The sequence below is a fragment of the Sphingomonas sp. LaA6.9 genome (assembly GCF_022601895.1).
In the GTDB taxonomy this organism is placed as follows: Bacteria; Pseudomonadota; Alphaproteobacteria; order Sphingomonadales; family Sphingomonadaceae; genus Sphingobium_A.
Map to the genome: position 1 here is coordinate 27,171 of NZ_JAKVIO010000014.1, position 22,975 is coordinate 50,145.

A 22,975-nucleotide genomic window follows, 5' to 3' on the forward strand; every position below is an offset into this window, starting at 1 on the left:
CTCAAACGCCGGCAAGCGACTGGAGTTGAAGGATGGGAAGAAGGATGGAAAGGACGATGAGCGCGACGATCCCACCCATCACGACGATGATGAGCGGTTCGAGCAGCGATAATGCGGTCGCGGTGAAACCGTCGAATTCCCGCTCGAGATAATCGGCGGCGCGTTCGAGCGTCATATCGAGCTTGCCCGCCGCCTCGCCGCTCGCGGCGAGATAGACGAGCAAGGGCGGAAAGACATTTGCGCGCTTCAGCGCCGCCGACAGGCTGCCACCGCCGCGGATCGCCTCGACAATATCCTCGGAAGCGACGCGCAATGCGCGATTGTGGATCGTGGACGTGGTCAGCGTGAGCCCCTCGAGCAGCGGCAGACGGCTCGACACCATCGTCGCGAGCGTGCGCGCCATGCGCGCGGCATGAAGATCGCGGATCAATCGACCGATCAGCGGAATGCGCAGCATCGACCGATCGAACCGTAGCCGGACCGCGGGATCCTTGAGCGCACGCCATCCGACGACACCGAGCAGGACGATCACCGCCAGCAGCAGCCACCACCAGTTCACCAGAAAATCGGAAATCCCGATCACGATGCGCGTGAGCAGCGGGAGATCCTGCCCCACCGTGTCGAACTGCTCGACCACTTTGGGCACGACAAAAACCATGAGCGCGATCACGACGAATATGGCAACGATCGCAAGCACTACCGGATAAGCCATCGCGCTGAGTACCTTGCCGCGCACCTGCGCCTGGCGTTCGAGCAGATCAGCCAGGCGCTCGAGGATCGTGTCGAGCGTGCCCGAGCTTTCGCCCGCCGAGACCATTGCGCGATAGAGCGGCAGGAAGCTCCTGGGCTCGCGGCCCATAGCCTCCGACAGCCGTCGTCCCTCGACCACCGCGGCGTGGACGGTCTGGAGAATCGCGCGGACATGCGCCTGTTCGGTCTGGCGCGAGATGGTGCGCAGCGATTCCTCGAGCGGCGTCACCAGCACAAGCGTAGCAAGTTGCCGCGTGAAGAGCGTAAGCTGCTTGCCGCTCAGCTTCTTGCGCGCGAAGGCGGCGCCGGAGAACAGCGACGGTGTCTTCTGCGGCTGCCCCGATCCGGGTTCGATCCGCACGACATAGAAGCGCCGCTGATCGAGCCGCGCGCGCGCGTCCTCTGCGCTCGGCGCGGCGACGGTGCCCCGCCGCTCGCGCCCGCTCGTGTCGAGCGCGAGATAATCCCAGTCAGGCATCGACGGATTCGCGGCGCGATATCCGGACCGCCTCCTCGGGTGTCGTCAGCCCCTCGCGCACCAGCTTGCGCGCGGCCGACCCGAGATTGGGGTGATTGAGAAAGGCGTGACGCGCAATGATGGCCTCGTCGCCGCCATCGTTGATGAGACGGCGAATGGTATCGTCGATGCGGATCGCCTCGAACACGCCGATCCGGCCCTTGAAGCCGGTGTGGTTGCAGTTGTCGCAACCCACGGGCTCGTAGATCACAGTACCCGGATCGAAACCGAGCAGCGAGCTGACCGAGCCGGACGCCTGCACCGGGCGGCGGCAATCGGGGCAGAGCCTCCGGACGAGCCGTTGTGCCAGCACGGCGCGCAGCGTCGAGGCCAGCAGGAATGGTTCGATCTTCATGTCACGCATGCGCGTGATCGCGCCGACTGCGTCGTTCGTGTGGACGGTCGAGAGCACGAGGTGTCCGGTAAGCGAGGCCTGCACCGCGATCTCGGCGGTCTCGCGGTCGCGGATTTCGCCGACCATCACGACGTCGGGGTCCTGACGCAGGATAGCGCGAAGCCCCGCGGCAAAGGTCAGCCCGACCTTGGCGTTGACCTGCGTCTGCCCGACGCCCTCGATCGCATATTCGACCGGATCCTCGACCGTCAGGATGTTGCGCGTGCCGTCGTTGAGCAGGCGCAAGCCGGCATAAAGCGTCGTCGTCTTGCCCGATCCGGTCGGACCGGTGACGAGGATGATGCCGTTGGGCTCGGCCAGCGCCTCGCGCAGCAGCGCGTTGGTTTCTTCGGACATGCCGAGCACGTCGAGCGTGATCCCGGCATTCTCCTTGTCGAGGATACGCAACACGACGCGCTCGCCCGCGCGGCTGGGCAATGTCGATACGCGCACATCGAGCAGCTTGCCGCCCAGCGTCAGCCCGATGCGGCCGTCCTGCGGCACGCGGCGCTCGGCAATGTCGAGGCGTGCCATGACCTTGATGCGGCTTACGACGACGGGCGCGACGTGCGGCGGCATGCGCAGCGTCTCGCGCAGCACGCCGTCGATGCGCATGCGTACGATCAGGCCCGTCTCATAGGGCTCGATATGGATGTCGGACACGCCCTGCCGCGCGGCATCGGCAATTATGCCGTTGATCAGGCGGATCGCAGGCGCATCGTCCGCGGTGTCGAGCAGGTCGTCGGCGGTGGGAAGATCGGTCGCGAGCAGGTCGAGATCGTCGCCGAGCCCGAGCGAGCCAGCGGCCATTGCCGCCGCCTCGCCGCCAAGGGCATAGCGCTCGGACAGCAATGTATCGAACGCGCCGGGCGCCACGAACTCCACATCGAAGGGCTGGCCGAGCCAGCGCCGCACCTCGAGCAGGGCGCGGGGATCGGCGCCTTCGCGCATCGCGATCCCGAAGCGGCCGCCCTCATCCTTTCCCTTCAGCACCACGCCGAACTTGCGCGCGAAACCATAAGGGATGTTGACGATCAGCACCGGACTGTGTGCGGCTTCCTGCGCCAGCGTTTCGGCCGCAGCCTGCGCAGGCGTGTCTCCGCGGCGGATCTTCATTTCGGTGCCTCACTGGTCGGCACGTCGACCGGCCGGATCGTGTGGGTCGAGCTGCGCTGGCGGATCTCGCCGGCCGTCGGCTCGGGTTCGGCCGGCGCTGGCGCGGCGGCTGGCGCGGGCAATGCGGCGCCCTCCGCAGCGGCCGGCAACTGGTCGGCAGGGATCGGCGGTGCCATGTTCAGGTAATCGCGCACCAGCTCATCGAGCGTGGGCTCGCGATCGGGACGCGCGAGAAGCTGTTCGCGGCGCGCATAACCGTAGCGCTGCTCGGCGATCGCGCGGGCCTCGGACGCACTGCGCACGATCGTCGGACGGATGAAGATCATCAAGTTGGTCTTGGCGCGCTGTCGCGACTTGGCGCGGAACAGTGCCCCGATCCCCGGAATATCGCCCAGCAGCGGAATCTTCTCGATCGTCCGACGCTCATTGTCGTCGAGCAGGCCGCCCAATGCGACTATCTCGCCGTCATCGACGGTGATCGTCGTCTCGATCTCGCGCTTGTTGAGGATCAGCTCGTTGAAGTCGTCCGATACGGGCCCTGCGATCGAACTCACCTCCTGGCGCAGAAACAGCTTGATCGCGCCGCCCGCGTTGATCTGCGGCTTCACCTCGAGCTGGATACCGACATTCTGGCGCTGGATCGTCCGGAATGCATTGTCGAAATTGTCGCTGAGCGCCTCGCCCGTCGAAACCGGAATTTCCTGGCCGACCAGGATCTTCGCTTCCTTGTTGTCGAGCGTGTAGAGCCACGGCGTCGAAAGGATGTTGGAGGTATTGTCCGACTTCACCGCATTGATGATCGCGGCGAATATCCCGTCATCGCCGATATTGGTGACAATGCCGCCAATGCCGCCACTGGCACCGATAATTTCCTGCACGGCCGCTTTGCCGAGATCGCTCAGCGATCCGCCGTCATCGTCAGTGTCATCGTCGTCGTTGTTGATCAGCTCGCGCTCGCTGACCGCTGCTGCGAGCACGCCGATGCGCGGGGCGACATTGGAATAGTTGGTGATGCCGAAGGGCAATCCACTACCCGGCTTGCCGCCAAACAGGAACTGGACGCCGAGCTGCTTTGCCGCGACGTCCGACATCTCGACGATGATCGCTTCGACAAGCACCTGCTCGCGCCGCGTGTCGAGCTGACGAACAACCTCGCTGAGCTGGCGTTGAACATCGGCGGGAGCCGAAATGATGATCGCGTTGGCACCTTCGTAGCGCGTCACGATCGCCTGCCCCCTGCCCGGAGTGCCCAAGGGGTTCACTCCCGTCGCAACGGGCATCGAAACCGGTGTCGGCGCCATTTGTCCGTTGCCGCCTTCGCCCGATGTCGGAGGCTGTACAGGCATTGTCGGCTGCTGCCCGATCAGTTGCTGAAGCACGGGCAAAAGGAGCGCGGCATCGGCGTGCTGCAACCAGACGACGCGGATCTCGGTGCCACTTGCCGCGCGGACGTCAAGGTCACGCGCGATCTCGACCAGTCGCGCGACGGTCGCTGGATCGCCCCTGAGCGCGATCGAGTTGCTGCTGTCGATCGGCACGATGGTGGCGGCGGGGCCACGCGCCGGAGCCCCCTCTCCGCCTCCGGCCACGCCTGCGCCGACGAGCTGCTGAAGCGATGTCGCAATCTCGCGCGCACCCGCATTTTTCAGCGGTACGACCGTGGTGGATGCGCTGTCCCTGTCGATCTGGTTCACGAGCTGACGGATACGCCGGACATTGTCCGCATAGTCGGCAACGACGATCGAATTGCCGCTGCGATTCGCGGTAACCGAGCCTTCCTTGCTGACAAGTGGCCGCAGCGTCTCGACCGCCGAGGTCGCGTCGATCGATTTCAGGCGGAAGACTTCGGTGACAAACGCATTCTGCGCGCCGCCGCGACTGCCTACACGTCCGGGCTGCGAAGCTGCGGTGTCGGCGGGCTGAACGCGGAACGCTCCGCCCGACGTCGGCACCGCAACGAGCCCATTGGCGCGCAGCGTGGCGAGGAACACCTCGAAATATTCGGAGCGCGATAGCGGGCGGTCGGTGACCACCGAAACCTTGCCCTGAACACGCTGGTCGATGATGAAGGTCCGCCCCGTCACGCGCGCGGCATCCTGGATGAACGCACGAATATCGGCGTCGCGCACGTTGAGTGTGTGCTGTGCGGCCAGCGGTTGGGCCACGATCAACGCAAGGGCCGTGGCGGCGCCGGTCAGGAATTTTTTCATTATCTCGCTATCGCAATGGCAATGGGAATGACTTCGGCGCCGCGCTCGACGGTGACCGAAAGGGTGGATCCGGGACGCGCCGCCGCAGCAAGCCGCGCCGCGTCGTCGGGCGATCCGATGGGCTGGCCGTTGATCGCGACCAGAATATCGCCGTCGCGAAAACCCGCCGAACGGAATGCGGTTCCATCACCGCCCGAACGGACGACGAGCCCGGTAACGCGCCCATTCTCCGTGCGCGGCAGAAACTGGATGCCCTGACGGATCTGATCGACGGTGACAGGGCTGCCCGCCGCGCTGTCGAGCGTCGCATCGGTCGCAACGCCCGGAGCGATCTCGGACGCCTGCGGTGCCGCCACTGACTGGTCGATATAGAGCTGCTCGATCGCGCCCCCGCGGTCGATGCTCACGCTGTCGAACGCCACGGATTTCAAAATCACGCCGGGCAGGATCTCGTCGCCGACCCCGAAGCTTGTCTGCACACCGTCAGGCCCGGCGATGATGGCCGACCCGCGCCCCGAAACTTCGTCCAGGCGGGTGCCGAAAAGCGTCAGTTGAAGCGAGGTGACGACTGCCGCGCCCGAATCCTGCAGTCGAAAGAAGGGATCGAAGCTTCGGAACAGTTCGACACGGTTTGCGACCGCGCCCGCCGCACGATCCTGCAGTCGCCAGGTACCCAGTGGATTGACCGGGGTGACGATCGTCCACACCAGCTGCGCGCAGAGCACGGCGAGGATCGTGATGAGCACGAGTTCCGCAATGCTGTATGCACTGTAGCGCGGCAGACGCCGCAACAGCCGTTTGGCTCTGCCATCAAGACTAAGACGCAATTGCTGCTCCCCGGACCAGACGGCTGCGCTAGTGCGGCATTGTTACCTGTCCATGACGCTCTTATTGCCACAATGTGACACTCGGCAACTCCTTCTGCGGGCTTACTCCGTAATTCATCGCGATTTCCGCCCAGCCTCTTGAATTCGGAGGCTCGTCCCGGCTTAAGATCGAGCATGGCGACCATCATCCGCAACGGCGTCGGCTCCAGTTCGACCGACCATCTCGCAGCGCAGCCGCAAGTGCAACGCGTGCCCACCCCGAAACTCAACCTGTTCATCCGCAAAGGCTTTCTCGACAAGGATCGCTGCGCCCAGATCATCGCGCGGATTGATGAACGCCGACGTCCCTCGACGCTGGCGGACCATGATGGCGACGCGAGCTACCGGACCAGCGAGACCTGCGATCTCGACTGGAATGATCCCGTCGTTGCCGAACTCGACGCGATGATCTGCGACTTGCTGGGAATCGAGCCGCAATTCGGGGAGCCGGTTCAGGGGCAGCGCTACGCCACAGGTCAGGAATTCAAGGCGCACACCGACTATTTCGAGCCGCGCGGGGAGGATTTTCTGAAATATTGCGAGGTCTCAGGCCAGAGGACATGGACCTCGATGCTGTACCTGAACGAACCCGATGCCGGCGGTGCGACGCGCTTCAAGGCGATAGACAAGATCATCCAGCCCGAGACGGGAAAGCTGCTGTGCTGGAACAACCTGCGCCCCGACGGATCGCCCAACCCCTCGACCATCCATCACGGCATGAAGGTGCGGATGGGCACCAAATACATCATCACCAAGTGGTTCCGCGAACGGCCCTGGCCCAGATAGAAAAAGGGCCCCTTCCTTTCGGAAGAGGCCCCTTTCCCTTCAGTCAGCAAGTCTTCAGAACTTGAGCTCGACGCCAAGCGAGAAGGTGCGGCCGAGATCATAGGTGTTCACGTCGATCCGGTTGTCGCCGAATTTCTGGAACTCCTCATATTTCTGGCCGGTCAGGTTGCGCGCCTCGAACTTGATTTCCATCGGCTGGCCGAGGAATTCAACGGCTTCGCGCGCAACGAAGTCGAGGCGGAAGCCCGGCTTTTCGATGATGTCGGGCTGGCGGTTCACGCCCTGGATCGGGCCACGGTTCGTGACGCGCTCGCTGGCATAGGTCAGCAGCACCGTCGCCTGCGACAGCGTCTCGGTATCCTCGATGCCGATCTGCAGGTTGGCGAGGTGATCCGACTGGCCCACCATGGGTGCGCCGTCGCGGAACAGCAGATCGGCCTGCACTGGCTGCAGATCAGGGCCGATCACGAGCGAGTCATCGGCTTTGATCTTCGAACTGGTGTAGGTGTAGTTGCCGATCAGGAGCAGACGACGCGTCGCGAAAAAGTCGCCCCCCAGCGTGTCGAGCGGAAAGTATTTCTGGAACTCGATCTCCGCGCCGTAGAGCTCGGCCTTGGGCGCATTGGCGAAGCCCGTGCGCAACTGGCCGCCACCCGCGAAGAACGCTGCTGCCTCGATCGGATTGTCGATTTCCTTGTAGAAACCGGCAACCGTCAGACGCTCGCCCCGGCCGAAATAATATTCGTAGCGGCCTTCGAAGTTGAGCAATTCGCTGTCGACGAGGAACGGGTTGCCCGTGAACTCGCGATCGGATTCGAAGTCCTGGTAGAGCTGCGGCGCCAGTTCGCGAAACTGCGGGCGCGCGATTGTCTTCGAGCCATGCAGGCGAAGCTGCATGTCCTCGGCGAAGTTCCACGTAATTGTCGCCGCAGGGAGCCAATAGTCATTGTTGATCTGCGTCGCGCTCAGGCTGGAACCGACAGGCCGGACACGCTGCTTGCCGTCCTCATAACGCACGCCCATGGTCGTCCGGAGGCCATCCATCAGTTCCGCCTCGGCCTGCGCATAGCCCGCATTGACCTCTAGGTCTGCATTATATGCAGCGGTACCTTCGGCGCCCGAAATGTCACGAAGCTGGATGTTGTAGGTGTAGATATTGTAGTCCGACAGCAGATAGTCGGGCCGTTCCTGCGAAACATCGAGCGGCAATGCACCATCGGGCCGGAAATACTGGAACTGGAAGCGCGACGCATCGCGGCGCGTCATCGAGTAGTTGTAGCCGGCAGAGACCGTGACGGGCATGGCGGTAGGCAGCTTGTACCCGACATCGGCGCCCGCGGCGTAGACGTCCTCGCTGAGGTCGCTGAACGCGATCGTCGAAAACTGGCCGCTCGAGGAAAGGTTGTTTACGTAATCGTCGACATCCCCGTTGCCCTTGGTCGTCGGATCGCCATCCCCGAGATAGAAATAGCCGATCGAACGCTCATAGGGCGATTCCCGCTGAGAGTTGGCATAGGTGCCGCGGAAATCGATGCTCAGGTCGTCGAACTTGAACTCACCGACGAGTTGCGTGTCGATCAGCTGGCGCTCGAACCAATAGGTGTTCTGTTCCTTGAGCGAGTCGGGCAGCGAAGGATCCTGATCCGCCACGTTGCGATTGAAGCCCGAGGCCAGACGCCCCTGCTTCAGCGTGTCGCGGATATAGGCGTTGGTCCAGCGCACCTTGTGGTCGCCGAACTCGGCGCCGATGCCGAGCAGCGCGTTCACGACGATCCGGTTGTCGGTGATGACCGCGCGGAAGCTCTCCTGCGGGATCCCCGCAAGTTCGGGATCGTTCGACGTCTGCTGAAGCGCGTCGCGTGTACGCCAGGTATTGCTGTAGCCCCCACCGAAGATGAAGCCGATCTCGCCATCGTCGAGGAAGTCTCTGGACGCGCCTGCGCTGATCTCGGTCGAGAAATTGGCGGGAATGTCGTTGTTGCGCTGGAGCAGCGTGGTCGGCGCATTGACAAGGCTGGCTGCGAAATCGCGCCGCTGCGCATCTGTCGTGCCGGAGAAGCTGTTGGAGACGACCGCGTTCTTCAGCGCCGACGGGAAATCGCGCGTGCCATCATCGAAACCAGTCCAGTCGGTATCGCTGCCGTAATAGGTATAGCCAAGGTGGCCAGTGGTCTCGCTGTCGACGCTGCCTGTGACACCGACGGTGAGGAAGGGCTCGTCGGGAACCGCTTTGGTCGTGAGGTTGATCACGCCGCCGCCGAACTCGCCGGGATAATTGACCGAATAGCTCTTCTGCACGAGCGAGCTGGCGATCACGTTCGTCGGGAAGATGTCGAGCGGCACGACGCGCTTCAAAGGCTCGGGGCTGGGAAGCGGCGAACCATTGAGCAGTGCCAGTGAATAACGATCGCCAAGACCGCGCACGAACACATAGCCGTTGCCGACGACGCTGAGGCCGGTGACGCGCTGGAGCGCGCCCGCGATGTCGCCCTCGCCCGTGCGTTGAATGTCGGCGGTCGAAAGGACAGAGACCACCTCGGGCGTAGCGCGAACGGGCTCGGGAATGTAGCGGCCGGTGACAACGATCTCGTCGGCGTCAAGACCCGCACCCGTTGTCGAAACGTCAACCTCTTCCTGGGGCGCTTCAGCGGTCTCGGCGGCCGGGGCGTCCTGCGTCGTCGTGCCGGGGGTCTGGTCGGTATTTTGCGCGATCGCCGAAGGAGCGACAAGCGCGGATGTCAGGAGGAGCAAACCTCCGAAGGTGATGGGTTTTCTCATGGCGATTCCCCCGGGTCTCAAAATCGGAAAACGGGGGGTAACGACCGCGGTCGCCACCTCCCGAAGCAATGGTGGCGATCAGGTGGTGGGAATGGCCGTGCACGCGGCGCTCGTGGCACCGAAGTTCGCGTAGCCCGACGTGCAGGTCCAACCCGCATACCAGGTGTCGTTCGCATCGCGCACCGCACCGATATAGGTGACTGCGGTCAGGCGGTTGGGCGCTGCCGCGTTTACGGTGGCGAACTGGTCCGCGTTGAACGTCGTCGGGTCGGTCGCAGTCACTCCGGTTTCAGCAGCGCCGTTCACGAACACATTGGCGAGCGACGCGGTGAACGCGGAGTTGTTGTTGTTCGTGCCGGTGCCAAAGATCGTCGTCACCGCCGCTTCGTTGCCGTCGGCGCGGATCGCAGTACCGCACTGCATCACGACAGAGCGGAACACGGGAGCACCGAGGTCCTGGAGCGCGGCGTCGGCAGCGCGCGTGGTCGTGCCGGCGGTCTCGTCGATGTCGAGACACGCCTGGGGCGTGACGACGACGCTGTTGAGCAACGCATAATCGGTGCCGCCACGCATCAGGATGGCATTGCCGCCCGAGCTGGTGTGGCTCTGAACGAAGGTCGCGTTGGAAACGCGCGTGTACTGGCGGGGCAGCGCATCCTCGTTGCCGTTCGAGTCGGCCTCGATCATCGAGTCGCCGTCGCCGCCCGGCTTCTGGATGCCGATGACAAACTGGATGGTACCGCGATAACCGAGGTCGGTGTCGAGATTGTCGTCGTCCGCGCCCGTGATCACGAGATGCTTCAGATTGGAGCGACCGCCGAAGATTTCGATACCGTCGTCCGAGCTGTTGTGGATCTGGATGTGGTCGATCGTGGTGTTGTTGCCGACGCCACCAAGGGTAAGGCCCTGCAGTTCGTTACCCGGTGCAATTGCAAAACCCGAATAACGGATCTGGACATATTGGAGCGTGCCGCTGTTGTCGTTAGCGGTCGCACCGCCATAGAGCGAGCCCGTCGTGCCTTCGATCACCTGCTGGCAACCCGCCGTTCCGCCGGCGACCGCCGTGTTGCAGTCGCTGATCGGCGCGCGGCCGAGCAGGACGACACCACCCCACAGGCCCATGCTGCTGTCCGTCGTGGTGCCCGCGAGGTTCGCACGCGCGGTGAAGATGATCGGGTTGGTCGCGGTGCCGACGGCCTGGAGGCGCGAACCGCGGTTGACGACGAGATAGTCGTTGCCCGCCGAACCGAAGAGGACGGTGCCGGCCTGAATCGAAAGCGTGACCGGCTGGCCGCCGGCAGCGGTGCCGTCACCGCCTACGTCAGTGCCGACATTGACTGCGCCAACGATCGAATAGGCGACGCCCGGAACGTTCTGGAGCGTGGTATCCTGCGTGAAGCGGCTGGGCAGCTGGCAGGCGCGACGGCTGCCGATCACGCCGCCATCGGTGAAGCCGGTGGGGCACGATGCAGCCGGCTGACCCGGCGTCTGGGGCGGCGTCGGCGTTGGCGTCTGGGGCGGCGTCGGCGTCGGGGTGATGATCACGCCATCGCCGGGCGAGGCGACGTCGTCAGCGCCGCCACAGGCAGCAAGCGTGCTCAGCGCGCAGCCGGCGAGGAAGATCGAGCTAATCCGTTTGATCGAGGCCATGATGCAAGTGCTCCGGTTATCCGGTTTGAAAAAATGAGCTGGCGAAAAACGGCCGAATCAAAGCCCCCTCTTCTCGCCCTCCGGAGCGGCCTCTAGACAGGGTTGATGACGGCCTTGTGCGAGTCAGATGACGTTTTGGAGACTGTCATGTGACGCTTTTATTTCGCGAAATACGCACAGCCGCAGGAATCCAAAGGGCCATGCCGCAATGCGGCATGGCCCCGGTGTCAGAAGCAAACAAAACGGAACAAATAAGTTTACAACGGTGTCAGCCCGTCTGTGCCGGACGGGCTTCCTGCCAGCCTCCTCCCAGGGCGCGGAACAGGTCGACCTGAGCGGTCGCCACGCGCGCGTCGGACAACGCCAGATCGGCCTCCGCGGTCGCCAGCGTGCGCTCGGCATCAAGCACCGCGAGCGAGTCCGTCTTGCCTTCGCGCAGCCTTGCCCTTTCGATCCGCGCCGCGAGCTCGGCCTGTTCACGCGCCGCAGTCAGCGCGGTGCGTCGATCGAGTTCATTGGCATAGCGCGACAATGCGGTCTCGGTTTCCTCGAGCGCGCGCAGCACGGTGCCGTCGAAGCTGGCGAGCGCGGCCTGCGTCGTCGCCTCGGCCTGTTCGATCCGGGCGCGATTGGCCTCCTGGTTGGGGAAGGACCAGCTCAGCAGCGATCCCACCAGCCAGCGCAGCGGCCCGCCGCCGAACATGTCGCCGATCGACGAACCGGTCGACCCGATTGAACCGCCGAAGCTGATGCGCGGATAAAGATCCGCAGTCGCAACGCCGATCCGCGCGGTTTCTGCCGCCAGCCTGCGTTCGGCCTCGCGGATGTCGGGTCGCCTTGCCAGCAGCGCGCGACCGTCGCCCACGGGGATCGGCTGATCGAGGCGCAGGGTGGTCCGGCGCGCGCCCGCCTGGGTGGGGAGCTCGGCGGGCGCGCGGCCGGTGAGCGTGGCGAGGCGGAACAATGCCCCGTCGCGCTCGGCCCGAAGCGGGGGGAGTGCGGCGCGTTGCTGATCGCGGAGGGATGTGACGCGAGCAACGTCGAGCCGGGTTCCACGCCCTGCTTCGTAGCGTTTGGTTGTCAGGTTGAGCGTCTGGTCGATGAGCGCGACGGTGCGCTCGGCGACCGCCAGCCGCTCGGCGGCGGACGCAGCATCGGCATAGGCCCGCGCGGTTTCGGCGGCGACCGCCACGCGCACCGCGTCGCGCGCCGCGGCGACCGCATCGGCGTCCGCATTGGACGCCTCGATCGAGCGGGTAACACGACCGAACAGATCGAGCTCATAGGAAATATTGATCCCCGCATCGAAGCTCCAGTCCTCGGTCGGTGCCCCGGGAGCGCGCTGCTCCGACGGCACACGGCCATAGCTGGCGCCCGCGCCGATCGTCGTCTCGGGGAGACGACCAGCGCGGGTCTCGCGCAGCACCGCCCGGGCGCGCGCAAGATTGGCAGTGGCGATGCGCAGATCGGTGTTCGCCGCAAAGGCATCGGCGATCAGCGCATCGAGCACGGGATCGTTGTAGAGGCGCCACCAGTCGGTATCGGGCTCGGCGGTGTTCACGACCGGGCTCGCCGATCCGACGAACGCAGCTGCCGAGGTGGAGGGCGTCGCCGGCGCCCGAAAATCGGGCCCGACCGTGCAGGCCGCCAGCGTCATCAGGCTGGCGAAACCGAGGGCGGCTGAACGAATGCGGGACATAATACGTCTCCTTATTCTGCGGGCTGCAGCGCTTCAGGCTGCTGCGGCCGCCGCCGGCCGAAGCGCTCGGCGAGGCTCCGGCTGGCGACATAGAAGGTGGGCGTGAAGACGAGACCGAAGAAGGTGACGCCGATCATCCCGTAGAACACCGCGGTGCCAAGCGCCTGGCGAAGCTCCGCACCGGGTCCCGATGCGAACACCAGCGGCACCACGCCCAGGATGAAGGCGAAGCTGGTCATCAGGATCGGCCGGAGCCGTGCCCGCGCCGCCTCGACCGCGGCATCGACGATGCCGGAGCCCCTCTCCTCGGCCTGTTTGGCGAACTCGACGATCAGGATCGCGTTCTTGGCTGCAAGGCCGATCAGCACGACAAGTCCGATCTGGGTCAGGATGTTGTTGTCCAGTCCGCGCAGATTGACGCCCGCCATCGCGGCCAGAAGCGTCATCGGCACGATCAGGATGATCGCGAGCGGCAGGATCAGGCTTTCGAACTGCGCCGCCAGCACGAGGAAGACGAACACCACTGCCATCGCGAAGACGATCGCCGCGGTATTGCCCGCCGCCTTTTGCTGGAAGGCGATGTCGGTCCACTCGCCACCGAAACCGGCGGGCAGATCCTCGGCGATCTTTTCCATCGCGACGATCGACTGGCCCGACGAATAGCCCTTGGCGACCTCGCCATCGATCTCGACCGCGGGGAAGAGATTGTAACGGGTGACGCGGTAAGGCCCGGTCTTGTCCTCGAAGGTCGCGACTGCGCCGATCGGCACCATCTGCCCCGAATTCGAGCGTGTCTTGAGCTGCGGAATGTCCGCCGGATCGTCGCGCCACGCCGCGTCCGCCTGCGCGGTCACGCGATAGGTGCGGCCAAGCAGGTTGAAATCGTTGACATAGGCCGAGCCGAGATAGACCTGCAGCGCCTCGAACACGCGCTCGGGTGGCACGCCCAGCATGTCGGCCTTGGCGCGATCGATATCGGCGTACACACGCGGGGTGGCGGTATTATAGAGCGTGTAGACATTGGCGAGGCCGGGAGTCTGGTTGGCCTTGCCGAGCAGCCCGCCCGCCGCCTGTTCGAGCGCACGTGCGCCCTGCCCCGTGCGATCCTGGACCATCATGCGATAGCCGCCCGCAGCGCCCAGTCCCTGGATCACCGGCGGCGGAATGACGAAGACCATTGAGTCGTCGAGATCCGCCACGGCTGCACGCATGTCGGCCACGATCGCGGCCTCGGTGCGCCCGGTGCCCGAACGTTCCTCGAAGGGCTTGAAGGTGATGTAGGCGGCCGCGGCGTTGGATGCCTGCGTGCCCGAGGCGCCGTCAAAGCCCGAGAACATCACCGCATCCTGCACGCCGTCGACCTCGAGCAGCTTCTTCACGCCCTTTCTGAGCACGGCGTCGGTACGCTCGATCGAGGTGCCGGCGGGAAGCTGGAAGGCCGCCAGCGCATAGCCCTGGTCCTGCGCGGGAATGAAGCCGGCCGGCGTGACCCAGAACAGGCCGATGGTTGCCACGATGAGCCCGGCATAGGTGACGAGCATCTTCTTCGGCTGATGGACGAGCCGGCGCGTGATGTCGCCATACCAGATGCTCAGCCGATCGAAGCCGGCGTTGAAGCGCTGCGCCCCGACAAAGGCCATGCGCCGCCAGCCGCTTGCCGGAGCCTCGGTCGCCTTGGGCTTCAGGAGCCGCGCGGCGAGCGCAGGCGACAGCGTGAGCGACAGGATCAGCGAAATGATCGTGGCGGTCGAGATCGTGACGGCGAACTGGCGGTAGAACTGCCCCGAGATGCCCGTGATGAACAGCGTCGGGATGAACACCGCGCACAGCACGAGCACGATCGCTATCAACGCCATCGACACTTCATCCATCGAACGGTGCGCCGCCTCGCGCGGAGACAATCCGTGTTCGAGATTGCGTTCGACATTCTCGACCACGACGATCGCGTCGTCGACGACGATCCCGATCGCGAGCACCAGCCCGAAGAGCGACAGCGAGTTGAGCGAATAGCCGAGCCCGGCAAGCACTGCGAAGGTGCCGATCAGCGACACCGGGATCGCGATCACGGGAATGACCGCCGCGCGCCAGCTCTGGAGGAATACGAGGATGACGAGCACGACGAGCAGGACCGCTTCGAGCAGTGTTTCCTGCACCGCCTCGATCGACTTGCTGATGAATTCGGTCGGGTTCCAGATCACCCGATAGGTCATGCCCTTCGGGAATTTCTGCGAAGCCGCCTCCATCTCGTCGAGAATGCCCTCCGCCGCGGCAAGCGCGTTGGTGCCCGGGCGCTGGGTGATGCCGAGCACCAGCGAATCCTGGCCCGAGAGATAGGCATTCACGCCATAGTCCTCGGCGCCCAGTTCGACGCGCGCGACGTCGCGCAGCCGGGTGATCTGGCCATCGGCACCCGTCTTGATGACGATATTGCCGAACTCTGCCGGATCCTTGAACCGGCCCTGCGTCTCGACATTGAGCTGATAGGCCGCGCCGGTGTCATAGGGAGGCTGCCCCACCGAGCCAGCGGCAACCTGCACGTTCTGCTGACGCAGCGCCGAAACGATCTCGCCGCCCGTCATGCCAAGCGCCGATGCGCGGCCCGGGTCGATCCAGACGCGCATCGCATAGTCACGTGCGCCGAACAGTTGCACGTCGCCGATACCATCGACGCGCGTCAGCCGGTCGCGGACCTGCGAAAGCACATAGTTGGAGACATAAGCGCGATCGAGCGAGTTATCGGGCGAATAGACATTGACCGCCATCAGCCAGGATGGCGACGTCTTGCGCACCACCACGCCCAGCCTGCGGACCTCCTCGGGAAGCCGCGGCTCGGCGAGCGCGACGCGGTTCTGCACGAGCACCTGTGCCTGATCCAGATCGGTGCCGAGCTTGAAGGTGACGGTGACCGTCAGCCGCCCGTCACCCGTCGACTGGCTCGATATATAGAGCATGTCGTCGACGCCGTTGATCTCCTGCTCCAGCGGCGCGGCGACCGTGTCCGCGACCGTTTCGGCCGAAGCGCCCGGATAGCTCGTGCTGACCGTGATCGTCGGAGGGACGACGTCAGGATATTGCGACACGGGCAGCCCGAAAAAGGCGATCGCGCCGACAATGGTGATGATGACAGCGATCACGCCCGCGAAAATCGGGCGCGCGATGAAGATATGGCTCAGGCGCATATCGTTTTCTCTCTCTTTCCCGCCGCCCCGCAAGGGAACGGGGCGGCGGACGGGGTTGGGATCAGCGCGCGGCGAGCGTCGCCTGCGACGCTGCTGGCGCCGAGAAGGATCGGTTCGGACCCGCCTGTGCGGGCGGCGCGATCTTGCCGGGGCGCGTGGCGACCTTGCTGCCGGGCTGCGCGAACTGGACGCCCGAGATCACCACCTTGTCATTGGCGGAGATGCCCGAACGCACGCTGCGCAGGCCGCCGACCAGCGGACCCAGTTCGACGGGCCGGACCGCCACGCTGCCGTCCTTGCCGACGACATGGACGACCTTGCGCGTCTGATCGGTCTGCACCGCGGCATCGGGGATAAGCAGCGCATCGCGCGTGCCCCCGGCGGAAAGCCGCATGTTGCCGAACATCCCGGGTGCCAGGAAATAATCGGGGTTTGAAATCACCGCACGGCCGCGCATCGTGCCTGAACCGGGATCGATCGCATTGTCGGTGAAATCGACCTTGCCCTTCCAGCTATAGCCCGCTTCGTCCTGCAGGCGGATCTCGACCCCCTGCCCGGCGCTCTTGCCCTCACCCCTTTCGCGGAGCGACTTGAGGTAGAGCGCTTCGGAACCGTCGAAGCTGAAATAGATCGGATCGAGCGCAAGCACGGTGGTCAGCATCGACTCGTTGGCGGAAACGAGATTGCCGATGTCCACGCGGCGATCGGAAATACGCCCCGTCACGGGCGCGCGGATCTGTGTGAATTCCACATCGAGCGCGCGCTGGCGGATGACCGCCCGCGCCGCCGCCACGCCCGCCTCGGCCGAGCGTGCAGCGGCGCGGAGCGTATCCACCTCTTCCTGCGACACCGCATCGTCGTCGATCAGCCGCGACGCCCGCGCCAGTTCGCTGCGCGCCAGAGCAAGCTGGGTTTGCGCACTGGCAGCACGCGCCCGGGCCTCGGACAGCGCAGCGAGGAACGGCCGCTGGTCGATCGTGAACAGCAACTGCCCCTTCTGGACGACATCGCCGTCCTTGAAGTGGATCGCCTGGAGCTGCCCCGAAACGCGCGGACGGATCTCGACCGACTGGCTCGCCTCGAAGCGCCCGACATAATCGTCCCATTCGACGATGCTGCGCTGGAGTGGCGCGCTTACCGTCACGGTCGGCATCGGTGGCGCATCGGCCTTGGCTTCCTGCCCGCCAAAGCCCTTGAGGCCCAGCAGCGCGAGGACTCCCAGGGACGCGGCGGCAATGCCGCCCTTGGCGCGCCGCGACAGGCGTCGCCTGCCGCCCTGATTTGCCGGCACGGCGTCAACGGGCTGCGCGGCCCGATCCTCGGGCTTGTTGAAATACTGATACATGGTGATCCCTCAGCTTGCCCGGTCAGCGGGCGAAGATTTGTGCGTGGACATTGCGTCGCAGCCACGCGGCCTGGACGCGATCAAAGCCCGCACGGAGAAACGCGTTGACCTCTGCGTCGGCGAGCCGGTCTCCCACGCTCCGCGCGAGAATGGCGAAGCGCCGCAACGCCTCCAGACGCGGATCGGCGAGCGGGTTGGGCCGCTTGATCGCGAAGAGCGTTTCGAGAAAGGCGCCAAGCCGCGAGGGCGGCTCAAGGCTCGACGGCCCCTCGGATTTCGACAGCGCGATCACGCGCAATTCGAGCGCGGAGAAAGGCAGTTGCTCGCCGGCCGCCTGCGCGGCCTTTGCGGGCGCAAATGCGGTGGGCGCAAAAAGCCCTTCGTCGAAGGCACGGTATGCCATCGGAAAACTCCCTGTTCTGCTATGCCGTTGACGCGACCGAATCAGATGACAAGAATGTTACTGACAGGTACGTTCCGATGTGATACGTACCGTTCAGTAACATTTCGTCAAGTCGAAACTTTTGGATGAACCGCTCATGAAGGCCAAAGAAAACCTATCAGGGTGCAAAGGGGATGCGCTGGAACCGCGGAAAAATGCGGCACAGCGGGTATTCGAGACCGCGCAGGAACTTTTTTACCAGCGTGGCATCCGTGCGGTGGGCGTCGATGAGATCGTCAGCCAGGCGGGTGTCACCAAGCCGAGTCTCTATCGCAGCTTTGCCTCGAAGGATGAACTCGTCACCGCGTGTCTCGACAAATATGCCGAGGATGCATGGACGCAGATTGACGCCGCAATCGCCTCGGCAGGCGACGATCCGCGCGCGCAGCTCACCGCATTCATTCGCCATTATTCCGATCAGATGCAGCAGCCCGACTTTCGCGGCTGCCCCATGTCCAACACCGCGATCGAGTTTCCCGAGCCGGGCTATCCGGGCCGGGCCAAGGCCGAATCGTGCAAGGTCGAGGTGCGGACACGGCTTGTCGACATGACCCGCCGCCTGCCCGCGCGCGATCCCGAAGGCCTCGCTGACGGGCTATTGATGCTGATAGAGGGCGCGTACAGCACCTATCATATCTTCGGCAGCCAGGGACCAGCGCGTACGCTCGTCGCGTCAGCCGAGACGCTCATCGCAGCCTATGTAGCGGACGGGCAACAGTCTCGGGATTAGTTCGCCGATCAACGCCATCGTTTATCCTGCGTTCATGTGTCGCGGAGGAAATGCTCGTGCGCCTTTCCAGCAAGAAAGCGACATGCGCTTCGATCTGAACCTTCTCAAAAATCTGGCGATGCTGCTGCACACGCGAAGCGTGACCAGCGCCGCGCAGAAGCTCAACATGAGCCAGCCAGCGATGAGCCGGTCGCTCGCGGAACTGCGCCAGCTCTTCGGTGATCCGCTGCTGGTGCGTACGCGCGGCGGCATGCTGCTCACGCGGCGCGCCGAGGAACTCGTGGGCCCGGTGCAGCAATGGCTGCACGAGGCCGAGCGTCTCGTCAGCCCGCCCCGGCTCGATCTTTCGACGCTTCAACGTCGCTTCCAGATCATCGCCGCCGACTACGGCCTGCTTTCGGTGCTGCGGCCCGCCATGCCCGCCATCATGGCCGCGGCCCCGGGGGTCGCCCTCGATATCAGGCCACATATCGGCGACGTGGTCGCTCGCCTCGCCACGGGTGAGGTCGACCTTGTGCTGAGTTGCGCCGAGCCCGACCGGATGCTCGTCCACGAACGGCATCTGATCCGCGAGGAGTTCGTCTGCCTCGTCCGGCACAATCATCCGCTTGCCATGCAGGCCAGCGCGCCCACGCTCGACGATATCCTGGCCTGGCCGCACATCAGCGTCAGCATCGACGAACAGACCGACGATCCGGTCACGCTCGCGCTGGCGAAACGGGGACTGGCACGCCGCGTCGTGACCACCGCACCCTATTTTGCGGGTGCACAGATGCTGCTGATGGAAACCGACATGGTATTGGCGCTTCCCGCCAGCATCGCGCGCGATCCCGCCGTCAGTGCCGATCTTCACGTCATCGCCGCGCCAGCCGAACTCGGTGGCTTCGATTATTGGCTGATGTGGCATACTCGCAGCCATAACGATCCAGCAATTCAATGGCTTATCGATCTCATCGCACAGCAATGCCTGCCACTTGATGCTGAGGGGCGCTGCGACGAACCGTTGCTTGTTGCCGCTGAATAACACTTATCCGGTAGCGGCATTTTCCTTCCGCGCCGGCTTCTGACATGACCCCCGCCAACAGGGGAAATTGATAACTGAGCCGCGCTTGCGCGGTCGCAAGGCGCTCGTCCGCAGGATGTGCGTCTGCGGCCACTTGCGCGCTCTCTGACGGAGCCTCTTGCCGCACGATCGTGCGCGCCTGCCCTTCCCCGCCTTACAAGGACATGATCACCAATGCGTAGCCTGCTTGCTGCCACCTGCCTCACGCCCGTGGCGCTGCTGTCGACGACCGGACAGCTCTTCGCCGAAACCGTCATCAGCACATCGGTCACGACAACCTATCGCACCTCCACCGCCGCAAATGGCGCGCGCGATGATGTCCGCGTCTCGTCGACCGGCACCGTGAAGCCCGCAGCGGGCACCGCCATCACGCTCGACAGCAACAACACCGTCAAGAATGAAGGCACCGTCCAGATCACCGACGCCAACGATGCGACGGGCATTCTCGCCACGCCCGGCGTTTCAGGATCGATCGCCAACTCGGGCAAGATCATCATCGACGAGAGCTACGCGCCCGCCGACGCCGACAAGGATGGCGACAATGACGGCCTTCTGGCGCAGGGTGCGCGACGCTTCGGCATCCGCGTCGCGCCCGGCGGCACCTTCACCGGCAGCATCACCAACAGCGGCGAAATCACCGTCGAGGGCAATGACTCGGCGGGTATCGCGATCGACAGCGCGCTCACGGGAACGTTCAACAGCAGTGGCACGATCGCCGTTACGGGCGATCGCAGCTATGGCATTCGTGCGGGCGATGTCTCGGGCGACATAGCGGTGCGGGGCGCCGTCTCGGTCCGTGGCGCAGACGCCGTCGGCGTGGCGCTCGACGGAGACATTGGCGGCAAGCTCGTCATCCAGGGCGGCATCACCTCGACGGGCTATCGTTCGAGTGCACCGCCTTCGGACACGTCCAAGCTCGACGCCGACGATCTCCTCCAGGGCGGCCCGGCGCTGCGCATCGCGGGCAATGTCGGCGGTGGAATCCTGTTCGACGTCCCACCGGCGGACAAGGATCCCAAGGACACCGACGAGGACAAGGACGGCATCCCCGACGCCAGCGAAACTTCGGCGGCGATCTCGTCGATCGGCGCTGCGCCGGCGGTGCTGATCGGGTCGTCGACCGAGGACATCACCATCGGCGCGGTCGCGGGCAGCGCCAACGGGCATGGCATTGTCTTCAGAGGCGCGATCAGCGGCACCGGCGCCTACAAGGACGTCGCCGCGAACGGCATGGTGATCGGCGGCCTCGGCGGCGCCGTCAACGTCGCCGGCGGGATGACGGTCGAGGGCGTGATCGTCGCCACCTCCAATGGCGCCAATGCCACCGCACTGCGCATCGGCAATGAAGCCAGCGTCGCGCACATCGCGGTTTCAGGACGTATCGACGGTGTGGGCGGCAACGCCGCCACGTCCAACGTCGCCGCAATTGCGATCGACGCGGGTGCCAATGTCGGCAAGATCACCAACAGCGGACTGATCCGCGCGACGCGTTCCGGGACCGACGGCACCGCGGCGGCCATCGTCGATCGCTCCGGTACGCTCACGCTCATCGAGAATACGGGGGGCATCACCGTCGCGGGCCCCGCCGCGGATTCGGGCAAGGCCATCGCGATCGACCTCAGCGCCAACACCACCGGCGCAACGGTGCGCCAGACCGTGGTGACCGGCACCGGTCCCTCAATTGCGGGCGATATAGTGTTCGGTTCGGGCAACGACCTGCTCGAGGTCGCCGACGGCTCGGTGAAGGGCAATACGCGCTTCGGCGCGGGCACCAACCGGCTGAATCTGTCGGGCGATGCGACCTATGCGGGCAATGTCGTGTTCGGCGCAGGTGCCGACGCGATGACGCTGGCGGGCACCGCCAGCCACGCGGGCAACATCGATTTTGGTGGCGGTGCCGACACGCTCTCCATTTCAGGCACAGCAACTTTCACCGGCACGCTAGCGGGCGCCAACGGACTTGCGGTGAATGTCGCAGGCGGATCGCTCAACCTCACCGGCACCTCAACCGCGGCGATCGGATCGCTCAACGTCGGTGCGACCGGCGCGATCGGCGTGAACATCGACGGGGCGACCGGTGCGCACACGACCTATCAGGTCATCGGCAACGCCACGTTCGCGCAAGGCTCGAAGGTGCTTGTCCGCATGTCGAGTCTTGGCGCGGCCGAGGGCGACTATGTGATCGTTCGCGCCGGCAGCCTGACCGGTGCCGCCAATCTGACGAGCGCCGACACCGTTCTGCCCTATCTGTTCGCGAGCACGCTGACCGCCGATACAAACGCCGGGCAGATCTCGCTCAACGTCCGTCGCAAGAACGCGACCGAACTCGGCCTCAACCGCTCGGAAACCACGGCCTATGACGCGATCTATGCTGCGCTGCGCGCCGACAAGCCGCTGGGCGACAGTTTCCTGACCATCGCGGACGGCGACAGTTTCCGCAGCCAGCTTCGCCAGATGATGCCCGATCATGCCGGCGGCGTCTTTGAAACGGTTACCCAGGGATCACGCGCCACCGCTCGACTGCTCGCCGATCCCAACGGCCCCTTCAAGGCCGAGGACGGTTGGGGATTCTGGATCCAGCAGGTCGCATGGGGCACCAGCAAGGATCTTGGCGACACAGGCGCCTACGACGTCACGGGCTGGGGCATTTCCAGCGGCGCCGAGATCGTGACCGAAGGCGCCGGCAATTTCGGTGTCTCGCTCGCCTATCTCAACGGCAAGGACGCCGATGGCGAAACCTCCAATGAGGTACTGGCGGGCCAGTATGAAGCTGCGGCCTACTGGCGCGGACAATGGGGTGCGCTGCGCGCCCATGCCCGGGCGTCGGCGGCCTATGTCGATCTGTCGGGCAGCCGCTACTTCAACTCCGGGACGGGTGACACACGCATTTCGCGAACCGCGACGGGCGAATGGAACGGCATGCTCCTGTCGGCTTCGGGCGGCGCATCCTACGAGGTCAAGCTCGGGCGGTTCAGCCTGCGTCCTGCCGGGTCGCTCGACTATTACCGGCTCAAGGAAGACGGCTATACCGAAACGGGCGGCGGCACGGGCTTCAACCTGATCGTCGACGATCGCACCAGCGACGAGTTCGCGGCGTCGGGAACACTCGCCCTCGCCTATGACTTCGGCGGAAAAACCCCAGATTCTGGCTGGTTCCGTGCTGAAATCGAAGGCGGGCGCCGTCAGCTGATCGGCGGCTCGCTCGGGTCTACCACCGCGCATTTCGCGGGTGGGCAGGACTTCGTGCTGCTCCCCGAGGAGCGTGAAAGCGGCTGGATCGGCGCGCTGCGCCTTGTCGGCGGCAATGCGGGCTTCCGCCTCGGCGGTGAGTTCAACGCGGAAGAGCAACAGGGTCGCGCCGCGATTGCCTTCCGCGCTTCCCTGCAGATCGGCCTCTAGCGCGAGCTGAGCGATCTGCAGGGCATGGCCCGCGCCGGTTCCCCCCACAAC

At 64.9% G+C, this 22,975-nt stretch carries 14 protein-coding genes; 4 read left to right on the plus strand and 10 right to left on the minus strand.

From position 1 onward, the window contains the following. Nucleotide 1: 1 nt before the first annotated feature. Genes gspF through MKI88_RS09320 form a run of 4 tightly spaced genes read right to left on the minus strand, consistent with a single transcriptional unit; the run spans nucleotide 2 to nucleotide 5,814 of the window. The gene (gene gspF, locus MKI88_RS09305; RefSeq protein ID WP_241631069.1) at nucleotides 2-1,228 is read right to left on the minus strand and encodes a type II secretion system inner membrane protein GspF; all 1,227 of its coding nucleotides are present in this window, start codon (nucleotides 1,226-1,228) and stop codon (nucleotides 2-4) included. Further along, nucleotides 1,221-2,777 (minus strand): type II secretion system ATPase GspE, encoded by a 1,557-nt coding sequence (gspE, locus tag MKI88_RS09310; RefSeq protein ID WP_241631070.1) that lies wholly within the window; start codon nucleotides 2,775-2,777, stop codon nucleotides 1,221-1,223. Before gspE ends, gspF begins: the two co-directional genes overlap by 8 nt. After that, complete coding sequence (gene gspD / locus MKI88_RS09315) at nucleotides 2,774-4,987, minus strand: type II secretion system secretin GspD (RefSeq protein ID WP_241631071.1); 2,214 nt, start codon at nucleotides 4,985-4,987, stop codon at nucleotides 2,774-2,776. Before gspD ends, gspE begins: the two co-directional genes overlap by 4 nt. Further along, on the minus strand, nucleotides 4,987-5,814 hold the full coding sequence (locus tag MKI88_RS09320; protein WP_241631072.1) for a type II secretion system protein N: 828 nt from the start codon (nucleotides 5,812-5,814) through the stop codon (nucleotides 4,987-4,989). The genes gspD and MKI88_RS09320 overlap by 1 nt, the downstream gene beginning before the upstream one ends. A gap of 174 nt (nucleotides 5,815-5,988) precedes the next feature. Here MKI88_RS09320 and MKI88_RS09325 point away from each other — a divergent pair, with 174 nt between their 5' ends. Then, on the plus strand, nucleotides 5,989-6,639 hold the full coding sequence (locus MKI88_RS09325; protein WP_241631073.1) for a 2OG-Fe(II) oxygenase: 651 nt from the start codon (nucleotides 5,989-5,991) through the stop codon (nucleotides 6,637-6,639). Between the two features lie 54 nt (nucleotides 6,640-6,693). Here the strand turns inward: MKI88_RS09325 and MKI88_RS09330 are convergent, their stop codons facing one another. From MKI88_RS09330 to MKI88_RS09355, 6 genes are all read right to left on the minus strand, one after another. After that, complete coding sequence (locus tag MKI88_RS09330; protein WP_241631074.1) at nucleotides 6,694-9,417, minus strand: TonB-dependent receptor domain-containing protein; 2,724 nt, start codon at nucleotides 9,415-9,417, stop codon at nucleotides 6,694-6,696. A 78-nt stretch (nucleotides 9,418-9,495) separates the two neighbouring features. Further along, complete coding sequence (locus tag MKI88_RS09335) at nucleotides 9,496-11,067, minus strand: hypothetical protein (protein ID WP_241631075.1); 1,572 nt, start codon at nucleotides 11,065-11,067, stop codon at nucleotides 9,496-9,498. 268 nt (nucleotides 11,068-11,335) lie between these two features. Beyond that, nucleotides 11,336-12,766, minus strand: coding sequence for an efflux transporter outer membrane subunit (locus MKI88_RS09340; RefSeq protein ID WP_241631076.1), 1,431 nt, complete (start codon nucleotides 12,764-12,766; stop codon nucleotides 11,336-11,338). Between the two features lie 11 nt (nucleotides 12,767-12,777). Further along, nucleotides 12,778-15,945 (minus strand): efflux RND transporter permease subunit, encoded by a 3,168-nt coding sequence (locus tag MKI88_RS09345; protein WP_241631077.1) that lies wholly within the window; start codon nucleotides 15,943-15,945, stop codon nucleotides 12,778-12,780. Nucleotides 15,946-16,006: 61 nt separating this feature from the next. After that, the gene (locus MKI88_RS09350) at nucleotides 16,007-17,290 is read right to left on the minus strand and encodes an efflux RND transporter periplasmic adaptor subunit (protein ID WP_407073326.1); all 1,284 of its coding nucleotides are present in this window, start codon (nucleotides 17,288-17,290) and stop codon (nucleotides 16,007-16,009) included. A 22-nt stretch (nucleotides 17,291-17,312) separates the two neighbouring features. Beyond that, entirely contained in the window at nucleotides 17,313-17,693 is a 381-nt protein-coding gene (locus MKI88_RS09355; RefSeq protein WP_241631078.1) for a hypothetical protein, read from the minus strand. 136 nt (nucleotides 17,694-17,829) lie between these two features. On the opposite strand from MKI88_RS09355, the gene MKI88_RS09360 reads away from it, so the two are divergent. The 3 genes from MKI88_RS09360 (at nucleotide 17,830) to MKI88_RS09370 (ending at nucleotide 22,924) form a co-directional block, all read left to right on the plus strand. Next, on the plus strand, nucleotides 17,830-18,462 hold the full coding sequence (locus MKI88_RS09360) for a TetR/AcrR family transcriptional regulator (protein WP_241631079.1): 633 nt from the start codon (nucleotides 17,830-17,832) through the stop codon (nucleotides 18,460-18,462). 82 nt (nucleotides 18,463-18,544) lie between these two features. Next, nucleotides 18,545-19,486: a LysR family transcriptional regulator gene (locus MKI88_RS09365; protein WP_241631080.1), complete on the plus strand. Its 942-nt coding sequence runs from the start codon at nucleotides 18,545-18,547 to the stop codon at nucleotides 19,484-19,486. Nucleotides 19,487-19,699: 213 nt separating this feature from the next. Continuing rightward, entirely contained in the window at nucleotides 19,700-22,924 is a 3,225-nt protein-coding gene (locus MKI88_RS09370; protein ID WP_241631081.1) for an autotransporter domain-containing protein, read from the plus strand. The last annotated feature ends 51 nt before the right edge of the window (nucleotides 22,925-22,975 follow it).

Excerpts from the sequence above, each read along its gene's own strand:
- gspF (WP_241631069.1), bottom strand. The coding sequence starts at position 1,228 with ATGCCTGACTGGGATTATCTCGCGCTCGACACGAGCGGGCGCGAGCGG.
- MKI88_RS09335 (WP_241631075.1), bottom strand. The coding sequence starts at position 11,067 with ATGGCCTCGATCAAACGGATTAGCTCGATCTTCCTCGCCGGCTGCGCG.
- MKI88_RS09365 (WP_241631080.1), top strand. The coding sequence starts at position 18,545 with ATGCGCTTCGATCTGAACCTTCTCAAAAATCTGGCGATGCTGCTGCAC.
- MKI88_RS09345 (WP_241631077.1), bottom strand. The coding sequence starts at position 15,945 with ATGCGCCTGAGCCATATCTTCATCGCGCGCCCGATTTTCGCGGGCGTG.
- MKI88_RS09370 (WP_241631081.1), top strand. The coding sequence starts at position 19,700 with ATGCGTAGCCTGCTTGCTGCCACCTGCCTCACGCCCGTGGCGCTGCTG.
- MKI88_RS09355 (WP_241631078.1), bottom strand. The coding sequence starts at position 17,693 with ATGGCATACCGTGCCTTCGACGAAGGGCTTTTTGCGCCCACCGCATTT.
- MKI88_RS09340 (WP_241631076.1), bottom strand. The coding sequence starts at position 12,766 with ATGTCCCGCATTCGTTCAGCCGCCCTCGGTTTCGCCAGCCTGATGACG.
- MKI88_RS09330 (WP_241631074.1), bottom strand. The coding sequence starts at position 9,417 with ATGAGAAAACCCATCACCTTCGGAGGTTTGCTCCTCCTGACATCCGCG.
- MKI88_RS09350 (WP_407073326.1), bottom strand. The coding sequence starts at position 17,290 with ATGTATCAGTATTTCAACAAGCCCGAGGATCGGGCCGCGCAGCCCGTT.
- gspE (WP_241631070.1), bottom strand. The coding sequence starts at position 2,777 with ATGAAGATCCGCCGCGGAGACACGCCTGCGCAGGCTGCGGCCGAAACG.
- gspD (WP_241631071.1), bottom strand. The coding sequence starts at position 4,987 with ATGAAAAAATTCCTGACCGGCGCCGCCACGGCCCTTGCGTTGATCGTG.
- MKI88_RS09325 (WP_241631073.1), top strand. The coding sequence starts at position 5,989 with ATGGCGACCATCATCCGCAACGGCGTCGGCTCCAGTTCGACCGACCAT.
- MKI88_RS09360 (WP_241631079.1), top strand. The coding sequence starts at position 17,830 with ATGAAGGCCAAAGAAAACCTATCAGGGTGCAAAGGGGATGCGCTGGAA.